Origin of the sequence: Variovorax paradoxus (assembly GCF_024734665.1) — a bacterium.
GTDB lineage: Bacteria > Pseudomonadota > Gammaproteobacteria > Burkholderiales > Burkholderiaceae_C > Variovorax.
Genome location: NZ_CP102931.1, coordinates 3,819,311 through 3,842,351 on the forward strand (window position 1 = coordinate 3,819,311; position 23,041 = coordinate 3,842,351).

A 23,041-nucleotide genomic window follows, 5' to 3' on the forward strand; every position below is an offset into this window, starting at 1 on the left:
ACATCCGGGTCCGACGAAGAAAAACAGCCGCTCGAAGCGGGCGGCTGGACTACGTGCGGGCCACTGCACGGGTGCTAGAAGTCGATCTTCCAAATTCAGGAGCGCACCCATGGCAGCATCAAAGAACGGCAAGTCAAAGGCGGCAGGCTCGCCGACTTCGCCAACCCCGGCGTCAGCGAAGGAAGTAAAGCCCAACCTGCATCAGCAGAGCCACGAGACGCAACGGTACGGGGAAATCATCAAGCTCCCCAACGGACTGTCGGAGAAGGTCTGCAAGCAAAGCGTGGCGCTGCTGAACCAGTGCCTGGCCGACACGATCACGCTGCGCGACATGTACAAGAAGCATCACTGGCAGGTAGTGGGCCCGACCTTCAACCAGTTGCACCTCATGTACGACCAGCACTACGAAGGCCAGGTGCTGCTGGTGGACATCGTTGCCGAACGGATTCAGCTGCTTGGCGGCGTTGCGCTCGCCATGGCGCCCGACATCGCCGAAGCCACCAAGATCGCCAGGCCGCCGCGCGGGCGCGAACCGGCTGCCGTGCAATTGCGCCGGCTGGCCGAAGCCCATGAGCAGATCATCATCTCGGCGCGCGACGCGGCCGAGCAGGTCGACAAGTCCGGCGACGCCGGCAGCAACGACGTGTTCGTCAGCAATGTGCTTCGCACCAACGAACTGCAGGTGTGGTTTCTGACCGAGCACCTGGTCGCCGCTTCGCCGGTGACTGCCTGACGCCGACCGGTGGTGCCAAAGGCTCCGTGCGATAGCCACTACTTCACATGTCTGAACCCGCGCTCGCCGATGCCTTGCGGCAACTGCAGCTTCGCTACGGTTGCGACCTCGCGCTGAAGCATCTGGTCGACGCGGGTATCGACGTGCTTCCAAAACCGGGCGCCGGCCAGACCCTGGCGCGCTGGCGTGTGCTGGCCGATGTGGCGGCCCATGACCTTTCGTTGGTGAAGCTGTTCGAAGGGCATACCGATGCTCTCGCCATCCTCGCCGAACTCGGCGCCGCGTCGGCCGCACCCGCGGGTGCGCGCTGGGGCACCTGGTGCGCGGAGCCGCCCGACGCGCGCGTAGTGCTCGACGCGGCAGAGGGCCATCGCGTTCGCCTGACCGGCACCAAGGCCTGGTGCTCGGGCGCCGCAAGCGTGAGCCACGCCGTCGTGAGCTGCTGGAACGCGGCCGGCGAACCGTGCCTTGCGGCTGTGGCCATGGATCAGCCCAACGTACGTGTGACCAGCAATGGCTGGCATGCCGTCGGCATGGCAGCGAGCGCCAGTGTCGATGTGCGGTTCGACCGCGCGGTGGCCACGCAGATCGGGCGGCCCGGCGACTACGTGAACCGCGCCGGCTTCTGGCAGGGTGGCGCCGGCATCGCGGCATGCTGGTTCGGCGGCGCGTTCGGCATTGCGCGCGCGGTTCATCAGCGCGCGGGACCGGCGCCAGACGCCCATCGCCTCGCGCACATTGGCGCCATCGAAGCGGCCTTGACCGCGGCCGCTGCGCAACTGCGAGAGGCCGCAGCCTGGATCGACCGGCACCCTGAAGACAACGCACAGCGCATCGCCTTGCGCGCACGCCTCGCCGTCGAGCAGGCGGCCAACGACGTCATGCACCACGCCGGCCGCGCGGTCGGCGCCGGCCCGCTGTGCCGTGACCCGTACTTCGCCCGTGCGATGGCGGACCTGCCCGTGTTCCTTCGCCAGAGCCACGCCGAGCGCGATCTTGCGGCGCTCGGCCAGCTCGCCGTGAACGAGAAAGAGGAGCCTTCGTCATGGGCGCTGTAGCACGCCGCGCCATTCGGGGCGAGGGCACCACCGAGATCGAGTGGAGCCGCTGGCCCGGCCTTGCACGCCTGCCCGCGATCGCGCCGCAAGAGCTGGTTCCGCAAAGCGCACGCGCCGTGGTCGTCGCGCCCCACCCCGACGACGAGGTGCTCTCGGTCGGTGGCCTGCTCGCGCTATTGGCCGACTGCGGCAGGCCCGTTGAAGTGATCGCCGTCACCGACGGCACTGCCAGTCACCGCGGCTCGACCGAATGGCCCGTCGAACGGCTCGCGCGGACCCGGCCGCGGGAGAGCCGAAAGGCACTGCACTGCCTGGGCCTGGCCATCGAGCCCGCACGGCTGGGCCTGCCCGACGGCGGCCTGAAGGGGCTGCGCGCCTTGCTCGCGGCCGAGCTCGTGTCCCTGCTCCGGCCCGGTGACGTGGTGTTCACCACATGGCGCCAGGACGGCCATCCCGACCACGAAGCGACTGGCGAGGCCTGCGCGCTGGCGGCCGCAAGCACGGGCGCCCGGCTGGTGGAAGTGCCCGTCTGGGGCTGGCACTGGTCCCGCCCCGGCGATGCGCGCATGCCCTGGCAGCGCGCCTTTCGGCTTCCGCTGAGCGAAGAGGCCGTGCGGCGCAAGCGCATGGCAGTCAAGGCTTTCACCAGCCAGTTGCAGCGCGATGCGTCCACCGGCTCGGGCCCGGTGCTTCGCGCCACCACCGTCCAGCGCGCGGCGCGCCCCTTCGAGGTGGTCTTTCTTTGAGCAGCGGCAATGAATGACCAGCGGCCCTATTTCGAATCGCTCTACGCGGCCAGCGAAGACCCCTACGCGCTGCGCCACCGCTGGTACGAGGCTCGCAAGCGGGCGCTGCTGCTGGCCGCCTTGCCGCAGGAGCGCTACCGAAGCGGCTACGAGCCCGGCTGCGGCACCGGCGAACTCACGCTCGCCCTTTCGCAACGCTGCGACCACCTGCTGGCAAGTGACTTCTCGGCGCATGCCGTGGACATTGCGCGCAAGCGCACCGGCGGGCTCGCCAACGTGCACGTCGCACACCACGTGCTGCCTGCCGACTGGCCGCGCGAGGCCGGCCGCTTCGACCTCATCGTGCTGAGCGAACTGGGCTACTTCCTCGACCACAACGACATGCACCTGCTGGCCGCCCGCTGCCAGGACACTCTGGAGGCCGATGGCACCCTGGTGGCCTGCGACTGGCGGCCTGATTTCGCACAGCGCAGGCTTCCCACGCAGGAAGTACACGGCGCGCTGGCCTCGCTCGGCCTGGCACGCCTGGTGTTCCACGAGGAAGACGATTTCGTGCTCCAGGTCTGGACACGCGATGGCCGCTCGGTAGCTGAGCGGGAGGGCATCCGGTAATCGGCGGCGTCGTTGTCCGGTATCGCAGCCCTCTGCTCCAGCTCGGCGAGTTACCTTTTGCCTGGCAACCGGAAGTGCCGGTGGACGAGGGCTCGAAAACCGACCATCGTCCTTCTCGCTGCTTCGAAGAACACCCGCATTGGCAGCGGAAAGTCATTCGCCCTTTGCCGTTGGCGCGGGCGCTTCCGTGTGCATGACACATCGCCAGGCATCGCCGTCACGGATCCACGTCGACGTGTCCGTCATGTGCTGCTCCACCTTTTCGGACTTTCCTCTCGGCGACAGAATCTGATGGACTTTGTAGCTCAGGACAGCGGCTCCATCGCTGGGGAAGGTGGCCTCCATCTCGCTCAGCGAGAACGATTTGACGACCATGGTTCCTTGCTCTGCCATTTTTCGGTAGCCAGCATGGTCAAACTTCATCGAGCCATGAGAGCTCACCATGAAGGCTGGCTCATGCAACAACTCGATGGCCGTGTCCGTGTCGGTGTCCACCATCGACTGCCAGAATTTCTTTTCAAGAGCGAAGAGCTCGCGGCTGTTGTCTTGCATGGGCGTCTCCTGATGCTTTGGGAAGGCAACGATCGAGTCACCATGGATTCTGCGATGCAGGGTCATCTGCAGAGTTGCGGTCAGCTACTTCCTACGAAATCGCGGTGGTGTTTTCGTCGCCCGGTCGAACAACGCCTGGAGTTCCCGAACCGAATAGGGCTTGTGCAGGAGTTCGAACTCCCGGCCAAGGTCACGACATCCGAAAAGACCAGATCAAAGTTGGCGTTCTGCTGCTCCAGAATCTTCAGCGCCTCGGCTGCGCTTGCTGCACGCGTGTCTGGATGACCCAGATAGCCAGCCTTCGCCGGATTTCCGGCAATTCATTGAAAGTGTTTCGCCGTTTCGCTGCTTTTCATGCGCCTGCTCAGCCATGACACTGACTCGCAGAGAGTCCGCGACACGACGGACTCTGGTAGTTCAAAAACGACTGGAGACTAAAAAATGAGCACGATTTCCCGCAGCCGCATGCGCGCGGTCCTGGTTGGCTGCGCCTATATCTTTGCTATCGCCATTGCGCCGTCTTCGGCGTTCGCCGAAGCCAATGCGAGCGACGCCCCAGTGGCGAAGCCAGAGCTCTATGCAGAACTGGATGCCGCCGGCGTCGGCGGCATTACCCAGTTGGGCAACGGCCAGATCGTGATCGGCTACCACCCCTTCTACTCACCGACAGTGCAGGTCGCCTTACTGAACAAGGACCGCAAGTCCACAACGCCCTATCCAAGTGCCGAATGGCAGAGTTGCAAGAACCCCGACGGCAGCTGGAAAAAGGAATTCGACCACTGCCTCGACTGGGTGCTTGGCCTGCACACAGACAGCAAGGGAATCCTCTGGATGCTGGATTCGGCCAAATCGGTCGACAAGGCATCAGGGCGTCCCGCTGGCCTGGTTCCCAAGTTGGTGGGGTGGAACACCCGGCGCAACAAATTAGAGCGCGTCATACGAATCACCGATGAGGCGACGGTCACAGAGTCACAGCACAACGACTTCGTCGTGGACGCAAAGCACAACGTGATTGTTGTGGCGGACGAGGCGATCGGCGAGGATTCCAAAGGTACGGGCGACAAGGCGGCGCTGGTGGTCGTCGATCTTGCGACCGGCAAGAGTCGACGTCTTTTGCAAGGGCACCCGAGCGTTCAGCCCGTCAAGGACCCCATCCGGTGGGACCAAGGCACGTCGACCGCCGGGACCTTCGCGCTTCATGTCGGCGTGGACGGCATCGCACTGGATCACCGCAGCGAATGGCTCTATTTCGCACCGCTTTCCGGCTACAAGATGTACCGCATTCGCATGAGCGATTTGCTCAATCGCAAGCTCGATGCAACCCAGCTGGGCGCCAAGGTCCAGACCTATGCCGACAAGCCTTTCAACGGCGGCCTGTCGATTGACCGAGACAACAATCTGTACCTCACCGAGGTCGGCGAACGCGCCATTGGCATCATTCCGCCGGACACCCGAAAGTACCGTCGCCTTGTCGCTGATCCTGACATGGTGTGGCCCGATGGCGTGACCTACAACAGTGACGGCCACATGTACACCGGCGCAGCACAACTGACATTGACGAGCGCCTTGCAAGCCGATGGCATTGCGAAGAACAAGGCACCCTATCGGGTCTACCGCTTCAAGCCACTCGCCGCCGGCCAGCCGGGTTTCTGAGATGGTGCGATACCTTCTCGCCTGCCTGGCTGTCTGTGGGGGCGTCGGAGCCCACGCGGCTTGCCTTGACGATGCGGCCGTTGCTGACTTCGTCGAAAAGTACACCACCCGAACCCCCGTCGCCGCACCCGAGGGTCTCAGCGATGTCGATGCCGCGTGCACCCGCGCGAAGCTCCATGCGCTTCTCGTTCCGCGGCTTGGCCCGGCGATCGGCTACAAGGCCGGGCTGACCAACGCCGCAGTGCAAAAGCGCTTCAACACCGACAAGCCGGTGTGGGGACGACTCTATGAGGGCATGGTGCTGGCCAATGGGGCGGTCGTGGGTGCCACGTTCGGCGCGCGGCCGCTGTTCGAAGCCGACATGCTGGTGCGCGTACGCAGCGATGCCATCAACGTCGCACAGACTCCGCAGGAAGTTCTCGATGCGATCGATCAGGTGATCCCGTTCATCGAATTGCCCGATCTCATGGTGCAGGCACCGCAACGGCTGGATGGCGCGGGACTCGCTGCAATCAACGTCGCCGCCCGGCTTGGCGTGGCGGGTCAGCCGATTGGCATACCGGCCATGCGCGCCGATCGCTATGCGATGCTGGACGCGCTGCGCGACATGAAGATCCGGGTGACCGATGACAAAGGCACGGCACTCGCGGAGGGCCGCGGCAGCGACCTGCTCGGCCATCCGCTCCAGGCGGTCGTCTGGCTTGCAGGAGCGCTCGCAACCGAGGGATTGAAACTGAAGCCGGGCGATCTCATCAGTCTCGGTTCTTTTTCACCTCTGCTGCCGCCCCGATCGGGATCCGGCATTACCGCGACCTATGAAGGATTGCCAGGCAAGGTCTCTGTCAACGTGAACTTCAAATAGCACGTCCATTCAACCAGGCGACTGCAGTATTGGCACCTGCGCCAGACGAGCGGCAATGAAATCGACAAAGCTCCTCACCCGCTGGGGAATGAAGCGGTTACTGGGAAACACTGCGTTCAACGGATAGCGTTCACCACGCCACTGCGGCAGCAGGCGCACCAGTTGCCCCGATGCCAAAGCGTGCAACAGATCCAACTCCGACTTGTAGAGGATGCCCTCGCCCGCCAGCGCCCACTGGTGGGCAATGGATGCGTCATCGACCTCGCGATCGCCTGCTACTTGCACGCCAACCCATTCGCCATCTCGCTCGAAACGCCAGTCGACATATCGCGCGCTGCGCAGTTCAAAGATCAAGCAGTTGTGGCGATGCAAGTCCTCGGGTGTTTGAGGCGTGCCAAAACGTTCGAGATAACGTGGGGACGCGCACAACACGCGGCGCGTCATGGCAAGGCCTCGCACGACGGCGTTGGGGTCGGTAGTCGTGCCGTAGCGCAGGGCGACATCGACAGGGTCGCGCAGCACATCGTGCACCCTGTCACTGACCGACAACCCCAGACGCAAAGCTGGATTGGCAGCAAGAAACTCGTCGAACCAAGGCAGCAACACGCTGCGAGCCAGATCCGACGGCGCCGCGACGCGCACCATCCCCGACAACGTGGAGCTTTCCGACAGCACCTGCGCCTCACCTTCGTCGATCAGCGCCAACGCGCGGCTGGCGTAGCCCAACAGGTTCTGGCCTTGGCTCGTCAGCCGAATGGAGCGCGTGGATCGCTCGAAGAGCCGTGCCCCCAACTGGCCTTCGAGTCGCTTGAGCATGCTGCTGGCAGTTGCGGGTGTGACTTTCAGCACCTGGGCTGCAGCGGTGAGAGAGCCGGTGCGCGCGGTCTCGACCAGGAGACGCAGATCTTCGATGTTCTGAATTTTCATCGATCCATTCAACTTGGCGAGACTACGAACTGCTCTACAACAGCGCCGAATGTTATTCGTCCCAAGGGGGAAAGCAATCGCCTAACCGTCACGCCCGGGCTCTTCTAGCGCGCTCGTGGTCCTGCCACGCCAAGGACCTCATCATTCGTCGAGGGTGTCAGCAACCTTTTCCAGCGTCTCCCCGGTCGCGCGCCACCATGTCAGCGCCCTCGCACAGCCGGAGGCAGCAACACGCTCTTGCCGAGCATGCCTCCGCTGTCGAGCAGTTCGTGCACGCGGCGCGCGTCTTCAAGCGCAAAGAGTGCCGCCTTCGGCGCACGAACGCGGCCCGCGGCCATCAGGGCAATGGCCGACTCCATCAGCCCCCGCCGTTGAGCGGCATCGGCGTCGATGGCGTGAATCGAAAAAGTGCGCACCGCCAGGCTCTTGCCCAGCAACTTGCGCAGTTCCTCGAACACGTCACCCGCCGGCGGGCCGGTGACGATGTTGTAGGAGACTGCCATTCCGAACGGCGCCAGGGCACGCAGGCAGGCAATGAAGTGCGCGCCTCCGAGATGGTCGAAGGCCAGGTCGACGCCGCGCCCGCCGGTGAGCTGCATGACCTTCTCGGTCAGTCCCTGGGGGTCGCTCTCGATGACTTCGTGCGCACCATTGGCCAGCGCGAAGTCCTTCTTCTCCGGCGTCGAGGCCGTCCCGATCACATGCAGGCCGCGATCGCGCGCCACCTGCACCAGTGCCGTGGCCACGCCACCCGCCGCACCGGGAATCAGGACGGAAGCCGCAGGCGAGTTGCCGTTGCTCGACAGCATGGCCAGTGCGAGCTGGAAGTTTCCAAGACTGACGGCATCCTCGAAGCGGATCGCATCGGGAAGAACGAATGGCGCGGCCTCGGGCACGCAGATGGCTTCGGCGTAGCAGCCGCCGCGCTGCTTCAGTTCCCGCGCGCTCACGAACACGCGCTGGCCGACCCGCAAGGCCGTAACGCCGGGTCCGACTGCATCGACGACGCCGGCCATCTCGTTGCCGGGAATCGCCGGCATGGGCGGCATCCACTTGTAGGTGCCGTTGCGGATCAGCACGTCGGGGCCACCGGCACCGATGGCCATCGCCTTGACGCGCACTTCGCCCGCCTGCGGCTGCGGCAGGGGCAGCTCCACCAGTTGCAGAACATCCGGGCCGCCGGGGGCCTCGAGTTGAATCGCCTTCATGGTTGGCATCACCGTTGCCCGTCGTGCACGACCACCTGCTCCTTGGTGAGCCCGCCCAGGCGTGCGTGCACCCGCCCTCCCGTGCCCATCACCAGTGCGAACAGGATCTCGTTCGGACGCGGCGCATCCTGGATGCCCACCTCCATCGAGTTGTAGTGGCTGCGCACGTACGCGGCATGGATGTAGTGCAGCGGCACCATGAGCCGGTAGCCGGTGGCGGCCACCGCCTTGGCCGAGGGAACGATCGCCTTCGGCTCGCCCAGGATGCTGCGCATGGCCCATCCCCCGGCTTCGTGCCAGACCGCGCCGTGCTCCAGCTCTCCGTTCACGCCGACGATCGCGGCCTTGCTGTAGACCTCGATCTTGTCCCGCCCGAGCACCTCGACCAGTTCGGTGGCAAGCAGCGTGCCGAGCGAGCGCAGCTCGGCCATGAAGGGCATCAGGTCCGGCTCGTACCGTCCCGCGTAGGGGTTGTGAATGACCGCGCAGGCGGCCGCCAGCCTGAGCGGCGTCGCGGCCGGTGGGCCGCCTTCGTGGTAGATCGTTTCAATGGAAAGGCTGCGCTTGCGGATCTCGATCAGTGACATGGAATTGACCTCATTGCTTGGGAATGTGTGCATCGTTCACGACGGCGGTCCACCGCTTCAGCTCGGCGGCCACCATCGTGGTCATTTCTTCCGGCGTGCTGCCGCGCGCTTCGCCGCCCATCTCTTCCAGCCGCGCACGCACGCCCGGCGCCTGCAGGGCTTTGAGCGTCTCGGCTTGCAGGCGATCGACGATCGGGCGCGGCGTGCCGGCCGGTGCCATGAAGCCGGCCCAGGAGCGCACGTCGTAGCCGGGCACGCCCTGCTCGGCCACGGTCGGCAACTCCGGCATCTGGCTCCATCGCTGCGCGCCAGTGGTGGCCAGCGCCCGCAGCTTGCCTGCCTTGATGTTGGCCATCACGGCCGTGGGCGGCGCGATGATCATCGGCACCTCGCCGCCGAGCAGCGCCGTGACCACGGCCGCATCCCCTCGATAGGGGATGTGCAGCATCTCGGCCTTGGCGCTCTTCACCAGCAGCTCGCCGGCAAGGTGGTGCGTCGAACCGATGCCCGCGGACCCGTACGACACGCTGCGCGCATCGGCACGTGCCGCGGCCAGCACTTCGGAAAGCCCCCGGTATGGCGAGTCGGCCCGCACCACCAGCAGGAAAGGGAAGTAGGTGATCGTGGAGACCATCTGGAAGTCCGACACCGTCTGGTAGCCGAGCTTGTTGTAGAGGGCGCCGGCCACGGCATGGCCGCCCGTGGCCAGCAGCAGCGTGTACCCGTCGGGCTTGGCACGCGCCACCGTCGCCGCGGCGATGGTGCCCCCTGCCCCGGCCTGCGCCTCCACCACGAAGGGCTGCGCCAGCCCCTTGGTCATTTCCGCGCCGACCACGCGCGCGATGGTGTCGGCGTTGCCGCCGGCTGCAAAGCCCTGGTAGACCTTGATCGGCTTGTCCGGGTAGCCTTGGGCCATGCCGTCAAGGGGAGCCGCGCAGGCCATGGCAAGGCCTGCGGCGACGAGCAATCGTCTGCGCCGCATGAATTTGTCTCCGAATGGTTCTTGTAGGAAGGCCGGTGCTTGTGCCGCCACCGCGCGGCCGAAAGACGTCAGTCCTGCTGCACGATCGGGTTTCGCAGCACGCCGATGCCTTCGATCTCGACCTCGCACACGTCGCCCGGCTTCATGAAGCGCGGCGGTTTCTTGCTCCAGCCCACGCCTGCGGGCGTGCCGGTGGCAATCACGTCGCCGGGCGTTAGCGTGAAGATCGTCGAGGCATAGCTGATGAGCTTCGGAATGTTGAAGATCATGTGGCCCGTGTGGCTGCTCTGCACGACTTCGCCGTTGAGCCGGGTCTCAAGCTTGAGCTCGCGGCCGGGCGCGATCTCGTCGGCCGTCACCATCCAGGGACCGAAGCCGCCAGTCGATTCGAAGTTCTTGCCCGAGGCGATCTGCTTGGCATGGAACTGCCACTCGCGAACGCTGCCGTCGTTGTAGCAAGAGTAGCCCGCCACATGGTCGAAGGCGTCGGCCTCCGCAATGTTGCGCCCGCCCTTGCCGATGATGACGGCGAGCTCGCCTTCCCAGTCCAGCGATTCCGACACGTGCGGCCGCACGATCGGCTGGTTGTGCCCGCACTGCGAACGCCACACGCGCAGGAAGATCGGCGGCTGCTCCGACAGTTCGCGATGCATGCCGGCGGCCAGCACCTCCTGGTGATGGTCCATGTAGTTGCGCACGGCGCACACGATCTTCTCGGAGCGCGGGATCACCGGCAGGAAGGTGATGTCGGCCAGCTTCGCCGCCACCGGCAGGCCTTCGACGTGCTGCGCCGCCCGCAGGTACTCGCCCGAGGCGATGTAGTCGGCCAGGCCCGCATGCTGGGGCCGCGCCTTGCCGAGGTCGACAACGCCGTCGCCGACGACTGCGCCCCAGGTTTCGCGGCCTTGATGGACAAATGACAAAAGCTTCATGTGAACTCCGGTTGAAATGGGTGTGCGGAAAAGACGGGATGCGTCAGGCGTCAGGTGGCAGGCGCCGTGCACGCAGCGGGCGAACGCGACTCGAACTGCGCCTGCCACTGCGCAAGCGGCATGAAGGTGGGGTCCTTGCGGCAGGCCTCCTCGGTCTCGCGCATGAGCGTCTCGTCGTCCTTCGAAAGATCGAGCGGATCGCCGTGCGGCTGCGCCACGTAAAACGGCGTGTCGACGTAGATCTCCACCGTGTTGCCCTCCGGGTCGAGCATGTAGACCGAGAGCGCGTTGCCGTGATTCAGGCCGCGGATGCTGGTGGCGCCCCGGGCCTCGGCGCGCGCGGAAATATCGCGCAGGTATTGAATGCTCGGCACCACGAAGGAGATCTGCATCACGGTGCTGAACTTCGCCTCGGCCGGGCGGCCCGAGGCCAGCACCAGCTGGTGATGCTGGTCCGGGCTGGCGCTGGTGAACACCAGCTGGTTCTTGAAGGTGCGGCCTTCGCCGCGATCGGTGATCGTGAGGTCGAAGGTCTCGGTGTAGAAGGCCACCATCCGGTCCAGGTCCGTGACGAAGATTCCGAAATGCGAAGGCGTGGGTCGGGCGACCTTGAGCATGCTGTCTCCTGTGAAGGGGCCGGTGGCCCTACGATTGCGCGGCCTGGGCGGCCTTGAGTGCGGCCAGCACGTTGCGCTGCGTGCTCAGGATGTGCTCTTCGAGCAAGGCGCAGGCCGTGTCGGCGTCGCGGCGCAAGGTGGCGTCCATGATCTTCCTGTGCTCGTTCGACTTGCGGCGCGCGGTCTTCCTGTGACGAGCAGAAAAGCGCCGGTACCGCTCCGCCTGGTCGAACAGGCTCGCGCCCCAGACGCGCTGGCGCAAGGAGGGGCATGCAGCCACCAGCGCGAGGTGAAAGGCACGGTGCAGCTGCGACCAGTCGTTGTCGAGAATGACGGGCCCGTCACTCAGGCGAGACTCGACCTTCTCCAGGCGGTGGTACGCAGCCAGGATGTCCGCCTCCCAGGCGTCGTCGCCATGGGCAATAGCTTCCCGCAGCGCAGGCACGTCGAGCATGACGCGCATGCGCGTGATGTCGGCCAGGTCGTCCTCGGAGATCGGCGCCACGCGAAAGCCGCGGCGCTCGTCGGCGCGGATCAGCCCTTCCTGCGCCAGCCGGCTGAGCGCCTCGCGCAGCGGGCTGCTCGAATAGCCGTAGGCCGACTGGAGCTCGTCGAGCTTGAGCTTGGCGCCGGCTTCGAACGTGCCGGCCAGAACGTCTTGCCGCAAGCGGGTGAAGGCCTGCTCGACCAGTGGTGGCTCGTAAGCGGTGGAGGTTTCTTGTTTGTGCATGGAATTAATTTTATGCATGGTCTTTTATCCCTGGCCTCCCGCTCGCCTGGTGCCCACGAGCACGAACAGCATGGTCGCGGGCCGGTCGCCGAGGTTGCGCCATGCATGCCGGTTGCCGTGCTGCACGGCAACCTCGTGCTGGCGCAGCAGCACCTGTGCGCCATCGTCCAGCTCGAGCGTGATCTCGCCTTCGAGCACGATGTCGTAGTCGATGCTGTCGGTGGTGTGCATGCCGGGGTGATCGGGCTCGAAGGTCTCCGCCAGGCCGGGAACCAGGCGGCCGAACTCGGCGCCGAAGGCGGCTGCGTCGAAGTCGGCGCGCATCATCACCGCATCGGGCGGGAACGTGACCATCATGAGCCGCGTCCCGCCAGCGGCAGGCACGAAGCCCGCCTCGCCCGAGCGGTCGCCCACGGCGCCGGTGCCCACGCAGTCGGAAGCATCGGTGGCCCACAGCAGCGCCGCGGCAAAGCCGGGCACGGTCGTGAACAGGGCGCTGCGCGGCGCCGCGCCATCCGAAAGGAACTTCGCCTTGCCGTCGGCACCCGTGCCAGCCACTACCCGTCTGATCTTCATGGCGCGCTTTCAGGGATTGATGACGAAGTTGCTGAAGCCGCCGTTGCGGCTCGCGATGCCCGAGATCGCTTCATTGATGCGGTCCAGCGGATAGCACACGTGCTCGAACACCGAGAGATCGAGCGTGCCCGCCTCGGCCATGTCGGCCATGTCTTGCCCTTCACCGGCCGTGAACCAGGCCGAGCCCTCGATGCTCTGCTGCTCGTCCATCATGGTGTGCAGGTCCATCCCCACCATGCCTGCGATGGCGCCGATGTTGTAGGCGCGGCCGCCGCGCTTGAGGGCACGCACGCCCTGCTGGAAAGTGTCGTGCGGCGCGCCGGGGCCCAGAGCGTCGATGAAGGTGTCCACGCCCAGCCCGTTCGTGCGGGCCTTGGCCCAGGCGTCGATGGCCTCGCCGTCGGCATTGGAGAAGACCTCGATGCGATCGGGTGCCAGCGCCTTGACGCGCTCCAGCAGTTCGCGGTTGCGCCCGGTGCCCAGGATGCGCGTGGCGCCCATGGCCAGGCCGAAGAGCGCGCCGCCGATGCCGAGCGTGCCGCTGATGCCGTTGATCAGCACGCTCCTGCCGGGGCCGACCTGCGCCTTGCGCATCGCGGAGTACATGGTGCCGAGGTAGCCGAAGCGCGCCGCCTGGTTGAAGCTCACGTTGTCCGGCAGCTTCACCAGCGCGTACTGGGGCGCGATCATGTATTCGCACAGGCCGCCGAACGGATAGTTCTTGTAGAGCTTGAGCGAGTTCTGCGAGAAGCCGAAATAGCCGCTGAACGCGTAGTGCGTGCAGTTGATGAGGTCGCCGTTGCGGCAGGCGCGGCAGCCGCCGCAGTAGAGACTCGGGTTCACGTAGACGCGGTCGCCCGGCTTCCACGTGTGCACATGGGAGCCGACCGCCGTCACTTCGCCGGCCGGGTCCAGCCCGAAGACCGCGGGCAGCGGCGGCAGCGGCAGCTCCGGGAACCAGGTCGTCCAGTTGGCCAGGATGTTGCCGAGGTTGGGCACGATGCCGCACGCACGCACCCTCACCTGCACATCGTTGGCGGCGGGCTGAGGAATCGGAAGTTGCTCGACCTCCATCGGGGCGCCGACCTGGTGCAGTCGGGCGGCTTTCATCGTCGTCATGGCGTCTCCTGGCTGATTGATGTCTAGATGCACAAATCTTGTTTTGTGCATTCTTTTCGACCGCGAGGCACGGCGTCATCAGTGATAACCCTTTGCGCACGAAATCATGTTTTATGCACAATTCTTGATTCATGCATTCAACACAGACCATGCTCCAACAGAACCCGGAACCCGTCGACGTGGCGATCATCGGCTTCGGCCCCGTCGGCGCAACGCTCGCGGCGCTGCTCGGCCAACGCGGCTTGCGCGTCGCGGTGTTCGACAAGTCGCAGCAGATCTACCCGCTGCCGCGCGCCTTCGCGCTCGACCACGAAGCGCTGCGCGTGTTCCAGGAGATCGGCATCGCCGGCACGCTGGCGCCGCACATGACGTCCTACCGCCCGACGATCTACCAGGGCAGCGACGGCGAACCCATCCAGCACTTCGACATGGGGCCGTCGCCCTATCCGCTCGCGTGGGCGCCGTCGTACACCTTCAACCAGCCGGCGCTGGAAGCCTCGCTGCGCCAGGCCGTCGGCAAGCTCCCCGGCGTGTCGATCCATCTCGGGCACGAGGTGCTGCAGCTGAGCCAGTCACAGGCCCATGCACAACTCGACGTTCGCAGGCCCGACGGCACGCAGGTGCAACTGCGCGCACGCTACGTCGTCGGTTGCGACGGCGGCACCAGCCCCACGCGCAAGCAGATGGGCCTGACGCTCAAGAGCCTCGACTTCGACGAGCCCTGGATCGTGGTCGACATGCATGTCGACGAAGACAAGCTCGACCGGCTGCCCGCCACCAATGTCCAGTACTGCCACCCGTCGCGGCCCTGCACCTACGTCGTGGGTCCGGGCACCCACCGGCGCTGGGAGTTCCTGCTGCTTGCCGACGAGGCCGAGCAGCGCGAGATGCCGCACGAGGCCATCTGGCAGCTGCTCGCCCCCTGGCTCACGCCCGCGGACGCACGCATCTGGCGCGCGGCGGCCTACCGCTTCCATGCGGTGGTGCTCGAGCAATGGCGCAAAGGCCGCGTGCTGCTGGCGGGCGACAGCGCGCACCAGATGCCGCCCTTCCTGGCCCAGGGCATGTGCCAGGGCTTGCGCGATGCCGTCAACCTCGCCTGGAAGCTCCAATGGGTGCTCGAGGGGCGCGCCCCCGAAAGCCTGCTGGACAGCTATGGCGACGAGCGTGGACCCCAGGTAGAGGACGTGACGGCGACCGTCAAGCGGCTGGGCCAGATCATCTGCGAGCGCGACCCGGTGCGCGCCGCCGAACGCGACCTTCGCCTGCGCGAGCAGCAAGGCGGACAGGTGCGGATGCAACTGCGCCAGAGCCTGCTGCCCGGCGTGCACCACGGACTGATCGAACGCGACGAGTTGCCCGCGGGTACGCCCTTTCCCCAGGCGATGGGATGCATCGAGCCCGGCGTTGCGCCGCAGATGATGGACGACCTGCTGCAGCCCGGGTTCCTGCTGGTGCTGCGTCATGCGCCCGACCCGGTGGCGCTTCAGGCCTTGGAGACGTCGGCAGCGAGCCTCGGCGCGCAGCTGCTGTGCATCGATGCCACGACGACGGCGCCCGGCGTGGTGAAGCTGGCCGAAGCCGACGGCATTCTGGCGGCCTGGTTCGAGCGCCATGGATGCGAGGCCGCACTGGTGAGGCCGGATCATCTGGTCTATGGCGTGGCACGCACCCTCGAAGACGCCGCGGTTCTGATGCAACGAGCCTCCCGGGACATCGGCATCCAGCCTCCAACCCGAGCGAATCCGAAAACTCCCACTGCCCGGAGCGCAGCATGAACGAAGCCACCCCTCCCCCGTCCTGTGACACTGAACGCCTGTTGCTCGATCTCGAAGCACAGCGATGCAACGCCATGAAGCGCGCAGACTTCACGCGCCTGCGCGAGATTCTTCATCCAGACCTTGTTCACGTTCACGCCAAGGGCCAGACCGACAACTACGAGAGCTACTTCCGCTCGGGCGGTACGCATGTCGACTACAGGCAAATCGACCGCTCGGAACTGAAGGTCCAGGTACTGGGCAGCACGGCCCTCATGACGGGCCGGCAGCTGCTCGTGGCCGTGCGCAAGGACGGCAGCGGCACCGTGCGCATCGACTCGCGCGTGATGCAGGTCTGGGCCCGGGAAGGTGATCGCTGGCGGCAGCTGGCGTTTCAGACGACGCCGCTGGAGATGAGCATCTCGTGATTGACGAGGGCTCGATCAGGTAGACAGCCATGAGCGGGCCAGTGGGACATCGTATGCTGTGGCATTCTTCGATTGCACACAGTTTGTAGACAAATCATATGAAACCCAAAGCCGCGATCAAGCTAACGTCGCACGCGAAGCCCGGGAAGACGGCTTCGCCCGGCAAGGTCTCGCGCGCTCGCAAGCCCGCGCAGGTGCCCGTGAAGCGCACGAAGACCGCTGCGACCGCGCCGGACGCTTCCGGCGAAGCCTCGACGAACCTGACCGACCGGGCCTACGCGGTCGTGCGGCGGCTCATTCTGCAGCGCGAGCTGACCGGCGGCGAAGTACTGGTGGAGGGGCGCCTGGCCGAGCGGCTCCAGATGTCGCGCACGCCCCTGCGCGAGGCCCTGCTTCGGCTCGAGGGCGAAGGCTTGCTGGTGCGGGCCAACGCGCGCTCCTATGCGGTGCGACGCATCACGGCGTCGCACTACTTCCAGTGCCTGCAGGTGCGCGAACGGCTCGAGTCGCAGGCCGTGTCGCTCTCCATAGGGCATGTGCCCGCGGACCTGGTGCAGCGCCTGCGCGACGACATCCTGTCCCTGGATTCGAGCCAGCAGGGCTCGAGCCACTGGCACGCCGATGACGAGATTCACGGCATGTTCGCGCGTGCATCCGGCAATGCAATGCTGGCCGAGACCATCGCCCATCTGCGCGTGCTGTGCCGCCTCTTCGAGGTGGTCGACCCCTTCAATCGCATCGAAGAAGACAGGGCCGAGCACCTGGCGATCCTGGACGCCTACATCGCAGGCAACGAGAAGGCAGCCGAGCAAGCGGTCGTCGCCCATCTGCGCAACCTTGCGCGCTATACGCTCTCAAGGCTCAGCAACGGGCTGGTGACCGAGCTGCCGCAGTAGGCCCGCAGCGGCGCACGAGCCGATCAGTGCCGCAGTATCTTGCCGACGAACTCGCGGGTACGTGCCTCGCGGGGTTCGTCGAAGATCTGTCGCGGCGCGCCGATCTCGACCACGTGCCCGTCGGCCATGAAAACGACCTTGCTCGATACCTCGCGCACGAAACCCATCTCGTGCGAGACGATGAACATCGTCATGCCCTCGGCCGCCAGGAGCCGCACAGTGTCCAGCACTTCGTTGACGAGTTCAGGGTCGAGGGCCGCCGTGACTTCGTCGAGCAGCAGGATGCCCGGCTGCAGCGCCAGTGCGCGCGCGATTGCCACGCGTTGCTGCTGGCCGCCCGACAGCTGGTCGGGATATGCCTTCAGCTTGGCACCCATGCCGACCTTCTCGAGCAGCTGGATTGCATAGTCTTCGACCTGCTTGCGCGGCCTTCCCTTGACCTTGATCGGTGCGACGGTCACGTTGTCAAGCACCGTCATGTTCTGGAACAGGTTGTACTGCTGGAACACAATGGCCATCTGCGAACGCAGGCGGCGCAGCTGTTCGCGGTCGTTGTAGTCGAGCGCCTGGCCGTCGATGCGCACCTGGCCCTCGATCGGCGGCAGCAGGCCCATCAGTACGCGCAGCAAGGTGCTCTTGCCCGAGCCTGACGGGCCGATGAGGCTGACGATCTCGCCCTTGTCGACCGACAGGTTGATGCGCTCGAGTACGGTGTGTGAGCCGTAGTTGGCCTTCAGGTCAACGATTTCGAGTTGGGGCAAGCTTTTTCTCCAGGTGTTTTCCGAACCGGGCAAGCGGATAGGACAGCATGAAATAAAGGGCCAGCACCGTGCCGTAGACAAGCGTGGCCGAGAAGCCCTTGTTGTTCATCGTCTTGCCGGCAAAGGCCAGCTCGACAACGCCAATTTGCGAGGCCAGCGCGGTGTCCTTGATGAACAGGACGAAGAAACCGAAGACCGGCGGAAGAATGATCTTCCAGGCCTGCGGGACGATCACGAGGCGCAGCGTCTGCAGGTAGCTGAAGTTCATCGCCGCGGCGGCGTCCCACTGGTTGCGGTGCACCGATTCGAGTCCGCTTCGCACGATTTCGGCGATGAACGCGGTGGCGATCAGGCAGACGCTGATCAAGGCCACGGTGAACATGGCGAGGTCGGCGTTGAGCCCCTGGAAGATGAAGAACACCAGCATCAGGGTAACGAGGAAGGGGATGCGCCTGAACAGCTCGATGAAGACCGTCGAAGCAACGCGCAGGGGCCGGCCTGCCGGTCGGGTGTCCAGCCTCACGGCCGCGAGCAGAAAGCCCAGCGAGAACCCGACGACGCAGCCGATGGCCGACAAGGCAAAGGTCACGCCCAGCGCCTTCGCGAAGAAGAGCAGGTTGTAGTAGCTGAAGAAGCGAGGCAGCTCCTGGATGATCTGGTCGAGCATCAGAACCACCTCATCTTGGCGCGGAAGAATCGCTTTCCGACGAAGGCCAGCGACAGCGTGGCTATCAGCGTGATCACGATGTAGAGCACCGCGGCAACCGAGAACACCTCGATCGAGCGGAAGGTCTCGGAGTTGATGTTGTAGGCCCGTCCGGTGAGTTCCTCGACACCGAATACGGCCGCCATCGACGTGCCGAGGGTCATCAGGATGTACTGGTTGGACAGCGGCGGAAACAGCACGCGCACGATGTGCGGCAGGATCACGTAGCGGATGGTCTGGATGCGCGAGAAGCCCAGCGTTTCGGCGGCCTCCAGTTCAGGCAGGCGCACCGATTCGAAGCCCGCGCGCTGGATCTCGGTGAGATAGGCACCGGCATTGAGCGTCATGCCGATCAGCACGGCCTGGTACGGCGACAGCAGGATGCCAGCATCGGGCAGTGCGAAGAAGATGAAGAAGATCTGAACCAGCTGCGGCGTATTGGTGAAGAACACCACGTAGACGCCGACGACGCGGCGCGCCCAGCGCGGGCCATAGGCGCGCACCGAGGCGCCGCCAAGGCCGAGCAGCATTCCGAAGGCAAACGCGAGGAACGCGATCTGCAGGCTCAGCCAGGCGCCGCCGATCAGATAGGGCATGCGCTCCAGCACCGGTGAGTAGTCGAATTGCATGCCCTCCCCTCGCAGCCTTATTTATAGGTCGGTGCGGTGCGCGGATCGTGCAGCATCGGGCCGCCGAACCACTTCTTCCAGCGCTCGTCCACGTAGCCGCTCTTGTGCATTTCCTTGACGGCCGCGCTGAGTTTCTCGCGCAGGGCGTCATTGCCCTTCTGCACGCCGATGCCGCAGAAGTAGACCTCGATCGGTGCGTCCACGATGCGCCAGTCGACCTTGTGCTTGGCCGTGTGCTCGGTCATGAAGTCCATCACGTCGATCATTGCATCGGCCCGGCCCTGTGCGATGGCGCGCACCGCATCGGGGTAGTTGTCGAGCAGCAGCAGTTGGGCCTTCGGCAGCTTTTCCTGCACCAGCTTCACGGGCGTGGCGCCGCGCACCTCGACCAGTCTCACTGCCGGGTCGTTGAGCTCCATCCAGTCCTTGTAGGGCTTGGCCTTGGTGGTCAGCACGCCCAGCACTTCGGTGTGCAGCGGCACGGTGAAGTCGATCACCTTCTGGCGCTCGGCCGTGATCGTCATGGCGCCGAGCACCGCATCGATCTTGCCGCTGCTCACGAAGGGAATGCGGTCGGGTGAGCCGACCTGCACGATCTCGGTCTTGACGCCCAGCAGTTCGCCGAGCTTGCGCGCGATGTCCACATCGAAGCCGTCGATTTCATTCTTGTCATTGAAGATGCCCAGCGGAGGCAAGGTCGGATTGACGCCGATCACGAGCTTCTTGCTGGCCACGATTTCATCGAGCGTGCGGGCCGAGCTCACGGCCGGCAGGCCCATCAGCGCCGAACCCAGCGCGAGCGATCCGGCAACCAGGAGGGTGCGGCGGATGGTGTTCCTTATCTGCTTCATCGAGAAAAACTCCTAGAGGGTGAAGGTTGAACCAGTCGCCGAAGCGGCCCGGATGTCGGGGAAAACGGATGCAAGACGAATGCCAGATCGCATTTTGTCTTCAAAAAATATAAGATATATATATTGAATGTATACAATAAACTTCGAGCGGTCCAGTCCAGTCTTCCAGTTCGCGTTTACCCGTTCATTCCGTCACTTCCTCTCATGACGAAAAGCTCAACTTCTGCGATGCCATCGCTGCGCGCCGACCAGGCGGTGCAGCGCGGGCCCGCGGTGCGTTTCATGGCCGACGGCTGTACGGTCGACGCGTTCGAGGGCGAGAGCGTCGCGGCGGCACTCTTTGCCGCAGGACAGCGCGAACTCCGGCGCAGTCCGCGCGACAACGCACCGCGCGGAATGTTCTGCCTCATGGGCTCCTGCCAGGAATGCCTCGTATGGGTCGGCGGGCGCAAGCTGCCGGCCTGCCAGGTGCCGGCGGCGGCGGGCCTGGAGATCGAATCGCTCGACTTTCGGGAGCAGCGTCTTGGCTGAAGCGCCCCCTTCCCCCATCGATCTGCTGGTGATCGGCGCCGGACCGGCCGGTGCACGCGCCGCGCTGCGCGCGCAGGCCTGCGGCCTCGACGTCCTGCTGGTCGATGAGAACTCCGACGCTGGCGGACAGGTGTGGCGCCCCCTGCCCCCGGGCTTCACGCGGGCGGCGGGCGCACGGCCCTCGGCCGAAGCCGTACAGGGCGACGCCCTGCGCGAAGAGCTGAGCCGTTCCGGCATCCGATGCCTGTTCGGCCACAAGGTATGGAACGTGGGCAGCAGCCTTCGCACCGACCTGATCGGCCCCAAGGGCGTGACGAGCTGGCAGCCGCGTGCATTGCTCGTGGCAACAGGCACGACCGAGCGGGTCGTTCCCTTCACCGGCTGGACCCTGCCCGGCGTCATCGGCCTGGCCGCTGCCACGATCCTCCTCAAGTCCCAGAACATGCTGCCCGGGCGCCGCACGCTGGTGGCAGGCAGCGGCCCCCTGCTGCTGGCTGTGGCCAGCGGCATCCTCAAGGCCGGCGGTGAGGTCGCTGCCGTGCTGGACCTGGCCAGCCGGGCCGACTGGCTGCAGACCTTGCCCTCGCTGGCAGGCCGGCCCGATCTGCTGTGGCAGGGCGTGCAATGGAAGGCGCTCTTGCGCAAGGCGCGTGTACCGCTGCTCTATCGCCACGGCATCGCGTCGGTCGAGGCGCTCGGCAACGGATTCCGCGTTCACGCGCAGCAGGTCGACATGACCGGTGCACCGGTTGCGCATGCCGCGCCTGTGGCTTTCGAGGCGGACGCCGTCGCGGTGGGGCACGGCCTTGTGCCGGGCACCGACGTCACCCGGCTGCTGCGCGCACGCCACCGCTACGAAGCGGCGCGTGGCGGCTGGATTGCCGAGACCGATGCACAGGGTCGCACCTCCGTCGCCGGTCTGTACATCGCCGGCGACGGGGCTGGCATTGCCGGCGCCGCCGCGGCCGGCGCCCACGGCGAACTGGCAGCCGTGGCCTGCGCCCACGATCTGGGCCGATTGACGGCCGAGGCCCACTCCCGCGAGCGCGATCGACTGCTCGCGCAATGGCACAAGCCAGCCCGCTTCGGGCGCGCGATGGCGGGTCTGATGGCACTGCGTGCAGGCGCCGTCGCGAGCATCGCACCCGACACGGTGGTTTGCCGCTGCGAAGACGTGACGCGAGCCGAAATCGATGCCGCCGCGCGCGATGGCGCCCGCGACATGAACCAGCTCAAGGCCTGGACACGCTGCGGCATGGGCCCCTGCCAGGGCCGCACCTGCGGGGACATCGCGGGCGCCCTGCTCGCTGCTCACGCTGGCAGCCGCGAAGCCGTGGGCTGCTTCACGGGCCGGGCCCCGCTGCGCCCGGTCTCGCTCGCCGAGGTGGCTGGCGACTACACCTACGCCGACATCCCGATCCCCAAGGCGGCTCCGCTGTGAGCGACAACGCGCACTCATCGGCCGCATACGACGCGGTCGTGATCGGCGGCGGCGTCATGGGCTGCTCGACCGCGCTGCATCTCGCGCAAGGCGGCATGCGGGTCGCGCTGGTCGATCGCGGGCCCCTGTGCCGTGAGGCATCCGGCGTCAACGCCGGCACGCTGACGCTGCACATGACGCGTGCTGCGCTCGTGCCCTATGCAATGCGCGCCTGGCAAATGTGGATAGATGCCGAGAAATGGCTGGGCATGAGCGTGCTTGCAACCCATGTGCCGGGCCTCACGCTGGCCTTCACCGAGGCCGAGTGCGAGCTGGTCGAACTGCGCGCCAAAGCCCGACGCGAATACGGTGCGCCGATCGAAGTCATTTCTCCGGCGCGCGCGAGAGAGATCGAGCCCGGCGTGCATCCCGGCCTGCTGAAGGCGGGCTACTGCGACATCGACGGCTTCGCGAGCGCCTATCTCACGGGCCGCGCCTTCCGCCATGCGCTCACGGCCGCCGGCGTCGACGTGCTCGAGAACACGCCTGTCGAAGGCATCGACTCCGGGGACGCGGGCCACGTAATCCGATTCGATGGCGCGGCGAGCCGGCCGCCCTTGCAGGCGACTCGCGTGGTTCTCGCGGGCGGGGTGTGGATCGAGAACATGCTCGCCTGGCTCGGCGTGCAGATTCCGATCAAGGTGCTGATCAACCAGCTCATCATCACCGAGCGTGTGCGGCCAGTGATGCGCACCGTGCTCAGCGTCGCCAACGGGTTGTTGTCGCTCAAGCAGTTCGCCAACGGCACGGTGCTGATCGGCGGCGGCTGGCAGGGCGAAGGCGACCGCGAGCGCGGTGGCGTCGAGGCCCGTCCGCAGAATCTCGTGGGCAACATGCGCCTGGCGGCCTATGCACTGCCCGCCCTGGCCGAGGCCCGCATCGCGCGCATCTGGCTCGGCCTGGAGGCCGAGACGGCCGACGCCATGCCGATCATCGGCGACGTGCCCGGCGTGCCGCGGGCCTACGTGGTTGGCAGCGCCCACTCGGGCTACACCAGCGGTCCGTTCATGGGCCGGATCATGGCCCAGCACATCCTCGGGCAGCAGCCCGAACTGCCTCTTTTCGATCCCGCCCGCCTGTTGGGCATGCCGATGCCCGGCGCTTGATA

The 23,041-nt window shown here is 65.8% G+C and carries 26 protein-coding genes; 12 read left to right on the plus strand and 14 right to left on the minus strand.

What is annotated here, in order from left to right; translation table 11 throughout:
* The first annotated feature begins 109 nt into the window (after positions 1–109).
* The 4 genes from NWF24_RS18140 to NWF24_RS18155 are packed head-to-tail and all read left to right on the plus strand — an operon-like array spanning position 110 to position 3,149.
* Positions 110–733: a Dps family protein gene (locus tag NWF24_RS18140; protein ID WP_093172770.1), complete on the plus strand. Its 624-nt coding sequence runs from the start codon at positions 110–112 to the stop codon at positions 731–733.
* Positions 734–780: 47 nt separating this feature from the next.
* The gene (locus NWF24_RS18145; protein ID WP_258349737.1) at positions 781–1,791 is read left to right on the plus strand and encodes an acyl-CoA dehydrogenase; all 1,011 of its coding nucleotides are present in this window, start codon (positions 781–783) and stop codon (positions 1,789–1,791) included.
* Positions 1,779–2,537: a PIG-L deacetylase family protein gene (locus tag NWF24_RS18150; RefSeq protein ID WP_258349738.1), complete on the plus strand. Its 759-nt coding sequence runs from the start codon at positions 1,779–1,781 to the stop codon at positions 2,535–2,537. The genes NWF24_RS18145 and NWF24_RS18150 overlap by 13 nt, the downstream gene beginning before the upstream one ends.
* Positions 2,538–2,546: 9 nt before the next feature.
* Positions 2,547–3,149 carry a methyltransferase domain-containing protein gene (locus NWF24_RS18155; RefSeq protein WP_258349739.1) on the plus strand — a complete coding sequence of 201 codons (603 nt, stop codon included), beginning with the start codon at positions 2,547–2,549 and terminating at the stop codon, positions 3,147–3,149.
* A gap of 153 nt (positions 3,150–3,302) precedes the next feature.
* Here NWF24_RS18155 and NWF24_RS18160 read toward each other — a convergent pair whose 3' ends face one another.
* Positions 3,303–3,701 (minus strand): nuclear transport factor 2 family protein, encoded by a 399-nt coding sequence (locus NWF24_RS18160; RefSeq protein WP_258349740.1) that lies wholly within the window; start codon positions 3,699–3,701, stop codon positions 3,303–3,305.
* Between the two features lie 441 nt (positions 3,702–4,142).
* Between NWF24_RS18160 and NWF24_RS18165 the strand changes: the two genes are divergently transcribed.
* Together NWF24_RS18165 and NWF24_RS18170 are read left to right on the plus strand one after the other, a co-directional pair.
* Positions 4,143–5,354 (plus strand): major royal jelly family protein, encoded by a 1,212-nt coding sequence (locus tag NWF24_RS18165; protein ID WP_258349741.1) that lies wholly within the window; start codon positions 4,143–4,145, stop codon positions 5,352–5,354.
* 1 nt (position 5,355) lies between these two features.
* The gene (locus NWF24_RS18170; RefSeq protein ID WP_258349742.1) at positions 5,356–6,216 is read left to right on the plus strand and encodes a 2-keto-4-pentenoate hydratase; all 861 of its coding nucleotides are present in this window, start codon (positions 5,356–5,358) and stop codon (positions 6,214–6,216) included.
* Positions 6,217–6,225: 9 nt separating this feature from the next.
* On the opposite strand, the gene NWF24_RS18175 is transcribed toward NWF24_RS18170, so the two are convergent.
* The 9 genes from NWF24_RS18175 to NWF24_RS18215 form a co-directional block, all read right to left on the minus strand.
* Positions 6,226–7,143: a LysR family transcriptional regulator gene (locus NWF24_RS18175; RefSeq protein WP_258349743.1), complete on the minus strand. Its 918-nt coding sequence runs from the start codon at positions 7,141–7,143 to the stop codon at positions 6,226–6,228.
* Between the two features lie 200 nt (positions 7,144–7,343).
* Positions 7,344–8,360, minus strand: a complete 1,017-nt coding sequence (locus tag NWF24_RS18180; protein ID WP_258349744.1) for a zinc-dependent alcohol dehydrogenase family protein — start codon at positions 8,358–8,360, stop codon at positions 7,344–7,346.
* On the minus strand, positions 8,360–8,938 hold the full coding sequence (locus NWF24_RS18185) for an amino acid synthesis family protein (protein WP_258349745.1): 579 nt from the start codon (positions 8,936–8,938) through the stop codon (positions 8,360–8,362). The genes NWF24_RS18180 and NWF24_RS18185 overlap by 1 nt, the downstream gene beginning before the upstream one ends.
* Positions 8,939–8,948: 10 nt before the next feature.
* Positions 8,949–9,920, minus strand: coding sequence for a tripartite tricarboxylate transporter substrate binding protein (locus tag NWF24_RS18190; protein WP_258349746.1), 972 nt, complete (start codon positions 9,918–9,920; stop codon positions 8,949–8,951).
* Positions 9,921–9,988: 68 nt separating this feature from the next.
* Entirely contained in the window at positions 9,989–10,852 is an 864-nt protein-coding gene (locus NWF24_RS18195; protein WP_258349747.1) for a fumarylacetoacetate hydrolase family protein, read from the minus strand.
* 50 nt (positions 10,853–10,902) lie between these two features.
* Positions 10,903–11,469: a VOC family protein gene (locus tag NWF24_RS18200; RefSeq protein ID WP_258349748.1), complete on the minus strand. Its 567-nt coding sequence runs from the start codon at positions 11,467–11,469 to the stop codon at positions 10,903–10,905.
* Between the two features lie 28 nt (positions 11,470–11,497).
* A complete protein-coding gene (locus tag NWF24_RS18205) occupies positions 11,498–12,217 on the minus strand; it encodes an FCD domain-containing protein (protein WP_258349749.1) in 720 nt (239 codons plus the stop codon).
* 6 nt (positions 12,218–12,223) lie between these two features.
* Entirely contained in the window at positions 12,224–12,775 is a 552-nt protein-coding gene (locus NWF24_RS18210) for a cupin domain-containing protein (RefSeq protein ID WP_258349750.1), read from the minus strand.
* Positions 12,776–12,784: 9 nt separating this feature from the next.
* Positions 12,785–13,894 (minus strand): alcohol dehydrogenase catalytic domain-containing protein, encoded by a 1,110-nt coding sequence (locus tag NWF24_RS18215; RefSeq protein WP_258349751.1) that lies wholly within the window; start codon positions 13,892–13,894, stop codon positions 12,785–12,787.
* Between the two features lie 149 nt (positions 13,895–14,043).
* On the opposite strand from NWF24_RS18215, the gene NWF24_RS18220 reads away from it, so the two are divergent.
* The 3 genes from NWF24_RS18220 to NWF24_RS18230 all read left to right on the plus strand — a co-directional run bounded on the left by NWF24_RS18220 (position 14,044) and on the right by NWF24_RS18230 (position 16,975).
* Positions 14,044–15,672 (plus strand): bifunctional 3-(3-hydroxy-phenyl)propionate/3-hydroxycinnamic acid hydroxylase, encoded by a 1,629-nt coding sequence (locus NWF24_RS18220; RefSeq protein WP_258349752.1) that lies wholly within the window; start codon positions 14,044–14,046, stop codon positions 15,670–15,672.
* Positions 15,669–16,079 carry a nuclear transport factor 2 family protein gene (locus tag NWF24_RS18225; RefSeq protein WP_258349753.1) on the plus strand — a complete coding sequence of 137 codons (411 nt, stop codon included), beginning with the start codon at positions 15,669–15,671 and terminating at the stop codon, positions 16,077–16,079. The genes NWF24_RS18220 and NWF24_RS18225 overlap by 4 nt, the downstream gene beginning before the upstream one ends.
* A 98-nt stretch (positions 16,080–16,177) precedes the next feature.
* The gene (locus NWF24_RS18230) at positions 16,178–16,975 is read left to right on the plus strand and encodes a GntR family transcriptional regulator (RefSeq protein ID WP_258349754.1); all 798 of its coding nucleotides are present in this window, start codon (positions 16,178–16,180) and stop codon (positions 16,973–16,975) included.
* Between the two features lie 23 nt (positions 16,976–16,998).
* On the opposite strand, the gene NWF24_RS18235 is transcribed toward NWF24_RS18230, so the two are convergent.
* Genes NWF24_RS18235 through NWF24_RS18250 form a run of 4 tightly spaced genes read right to left on the minus strand, consistent with a single transcriptional unit; the run spans position 16,999 to position 19,922 of the window.
* Entirely contained in the window at positions 16,999–17,736 is a 738-nt protein-coding gene (locus NWF24_RS18235; RefSeq protein WP_309148836.1) for an amino acid ABC transporter ATP-binding protein, read from the minus strand.
* Positions 17,714–18,403, minus strand: coding sequence for an amino acid ABC transporter permease (locus NWF24_RS18240; protein WP_258349755.1), 690 nt, complete (start codon positions 18,401–18,403; stop codon positions 17,714–17,716). Before NWF24_RS18240 ends, NWF24_RS18235 begins: the two co-directional genes overlap by 23 nt.
* Positions 18,403–19,071 (minus strand): amino acid ABC transporter permease, encoded by a 669-nt coding sequence (locus NWF24_RS18245; protein WP_258349756.1) that lies wholly within the window; start codon positions 19,069–19,071, stop codon positions 18,403–18,405. The genes NWF24_RS18240 and NWF24_RS18245 overlap by 1 nt, the downstream gene beginning before the upstream one ends.
* Before the next feature lie 17 nt (positions 19,072–19,088).
* Positions 19,089–19,922, minus strand: coding sequence for a transporter substrate-binding domain-containing protein (locus NWF24_RS18250; RefSeq protein ID WP_093078201.1), 834 nt, complete (start codon positions 19,920–19,922; stop codon positions 19,089–19,091).
* Positions 19,923–20,126: 204 nt separating this feature from the next.
* Here NWF24_RS18250 and NWF24_RS18255 point away from each other — a divergent pair, with 204 nt between their 5' ends.
* The 3 genes from NWF24_RS18255 to NWF24_RS18265 are packed head-to-tail and all read left to right on the plus strand — an operon-like array spanning position 20,127 to position 23,039.
* Positions 20,127–20,453: a (2Fe-2S)-binding protein gene (locus NWF24_RS18255; RefSeq protein ID WP_258349757.1), complete on the plus strand. Its 327-nt coding sequence runs from the start codon at positions 20,127–20,129 to the stop codon at positions 20,451–20,453.
* Positions 20,446–21,894: an FAD/NAD(P)-dependent oxidoreductase gene (locus NWF24_RS18260; RefSeq protein ID WP_258349758.1), complete on the plus strand. Its 1,449-nt coding sequence runs from the start codon at positions 20,446–20,448 to the stop codon at positions 21,892–21,894. Before NWF24_RS18255 ends, NWF24_RS18260 begins: the two co-directional genes overlap by 8 nt.
* Positions 21,891–23,039: an NAD(P)/FAD-dependent oxidoreductase gene (locus NWF24_RS18265; protein WP_258349759.1), complete on the plus strand. Its 1,149-nt coding sequence runs from the start codon at positions 21,891–21,893 to the stop codon at positions 23,037–23,039. The genes NWF24_RS18260 and NWF24_RS18265 overlap by 4 nt, the downstream gene beginning before the upstream one ends.
* Positions 23,040–23,041: the final 2 nt, after the last annotated feature.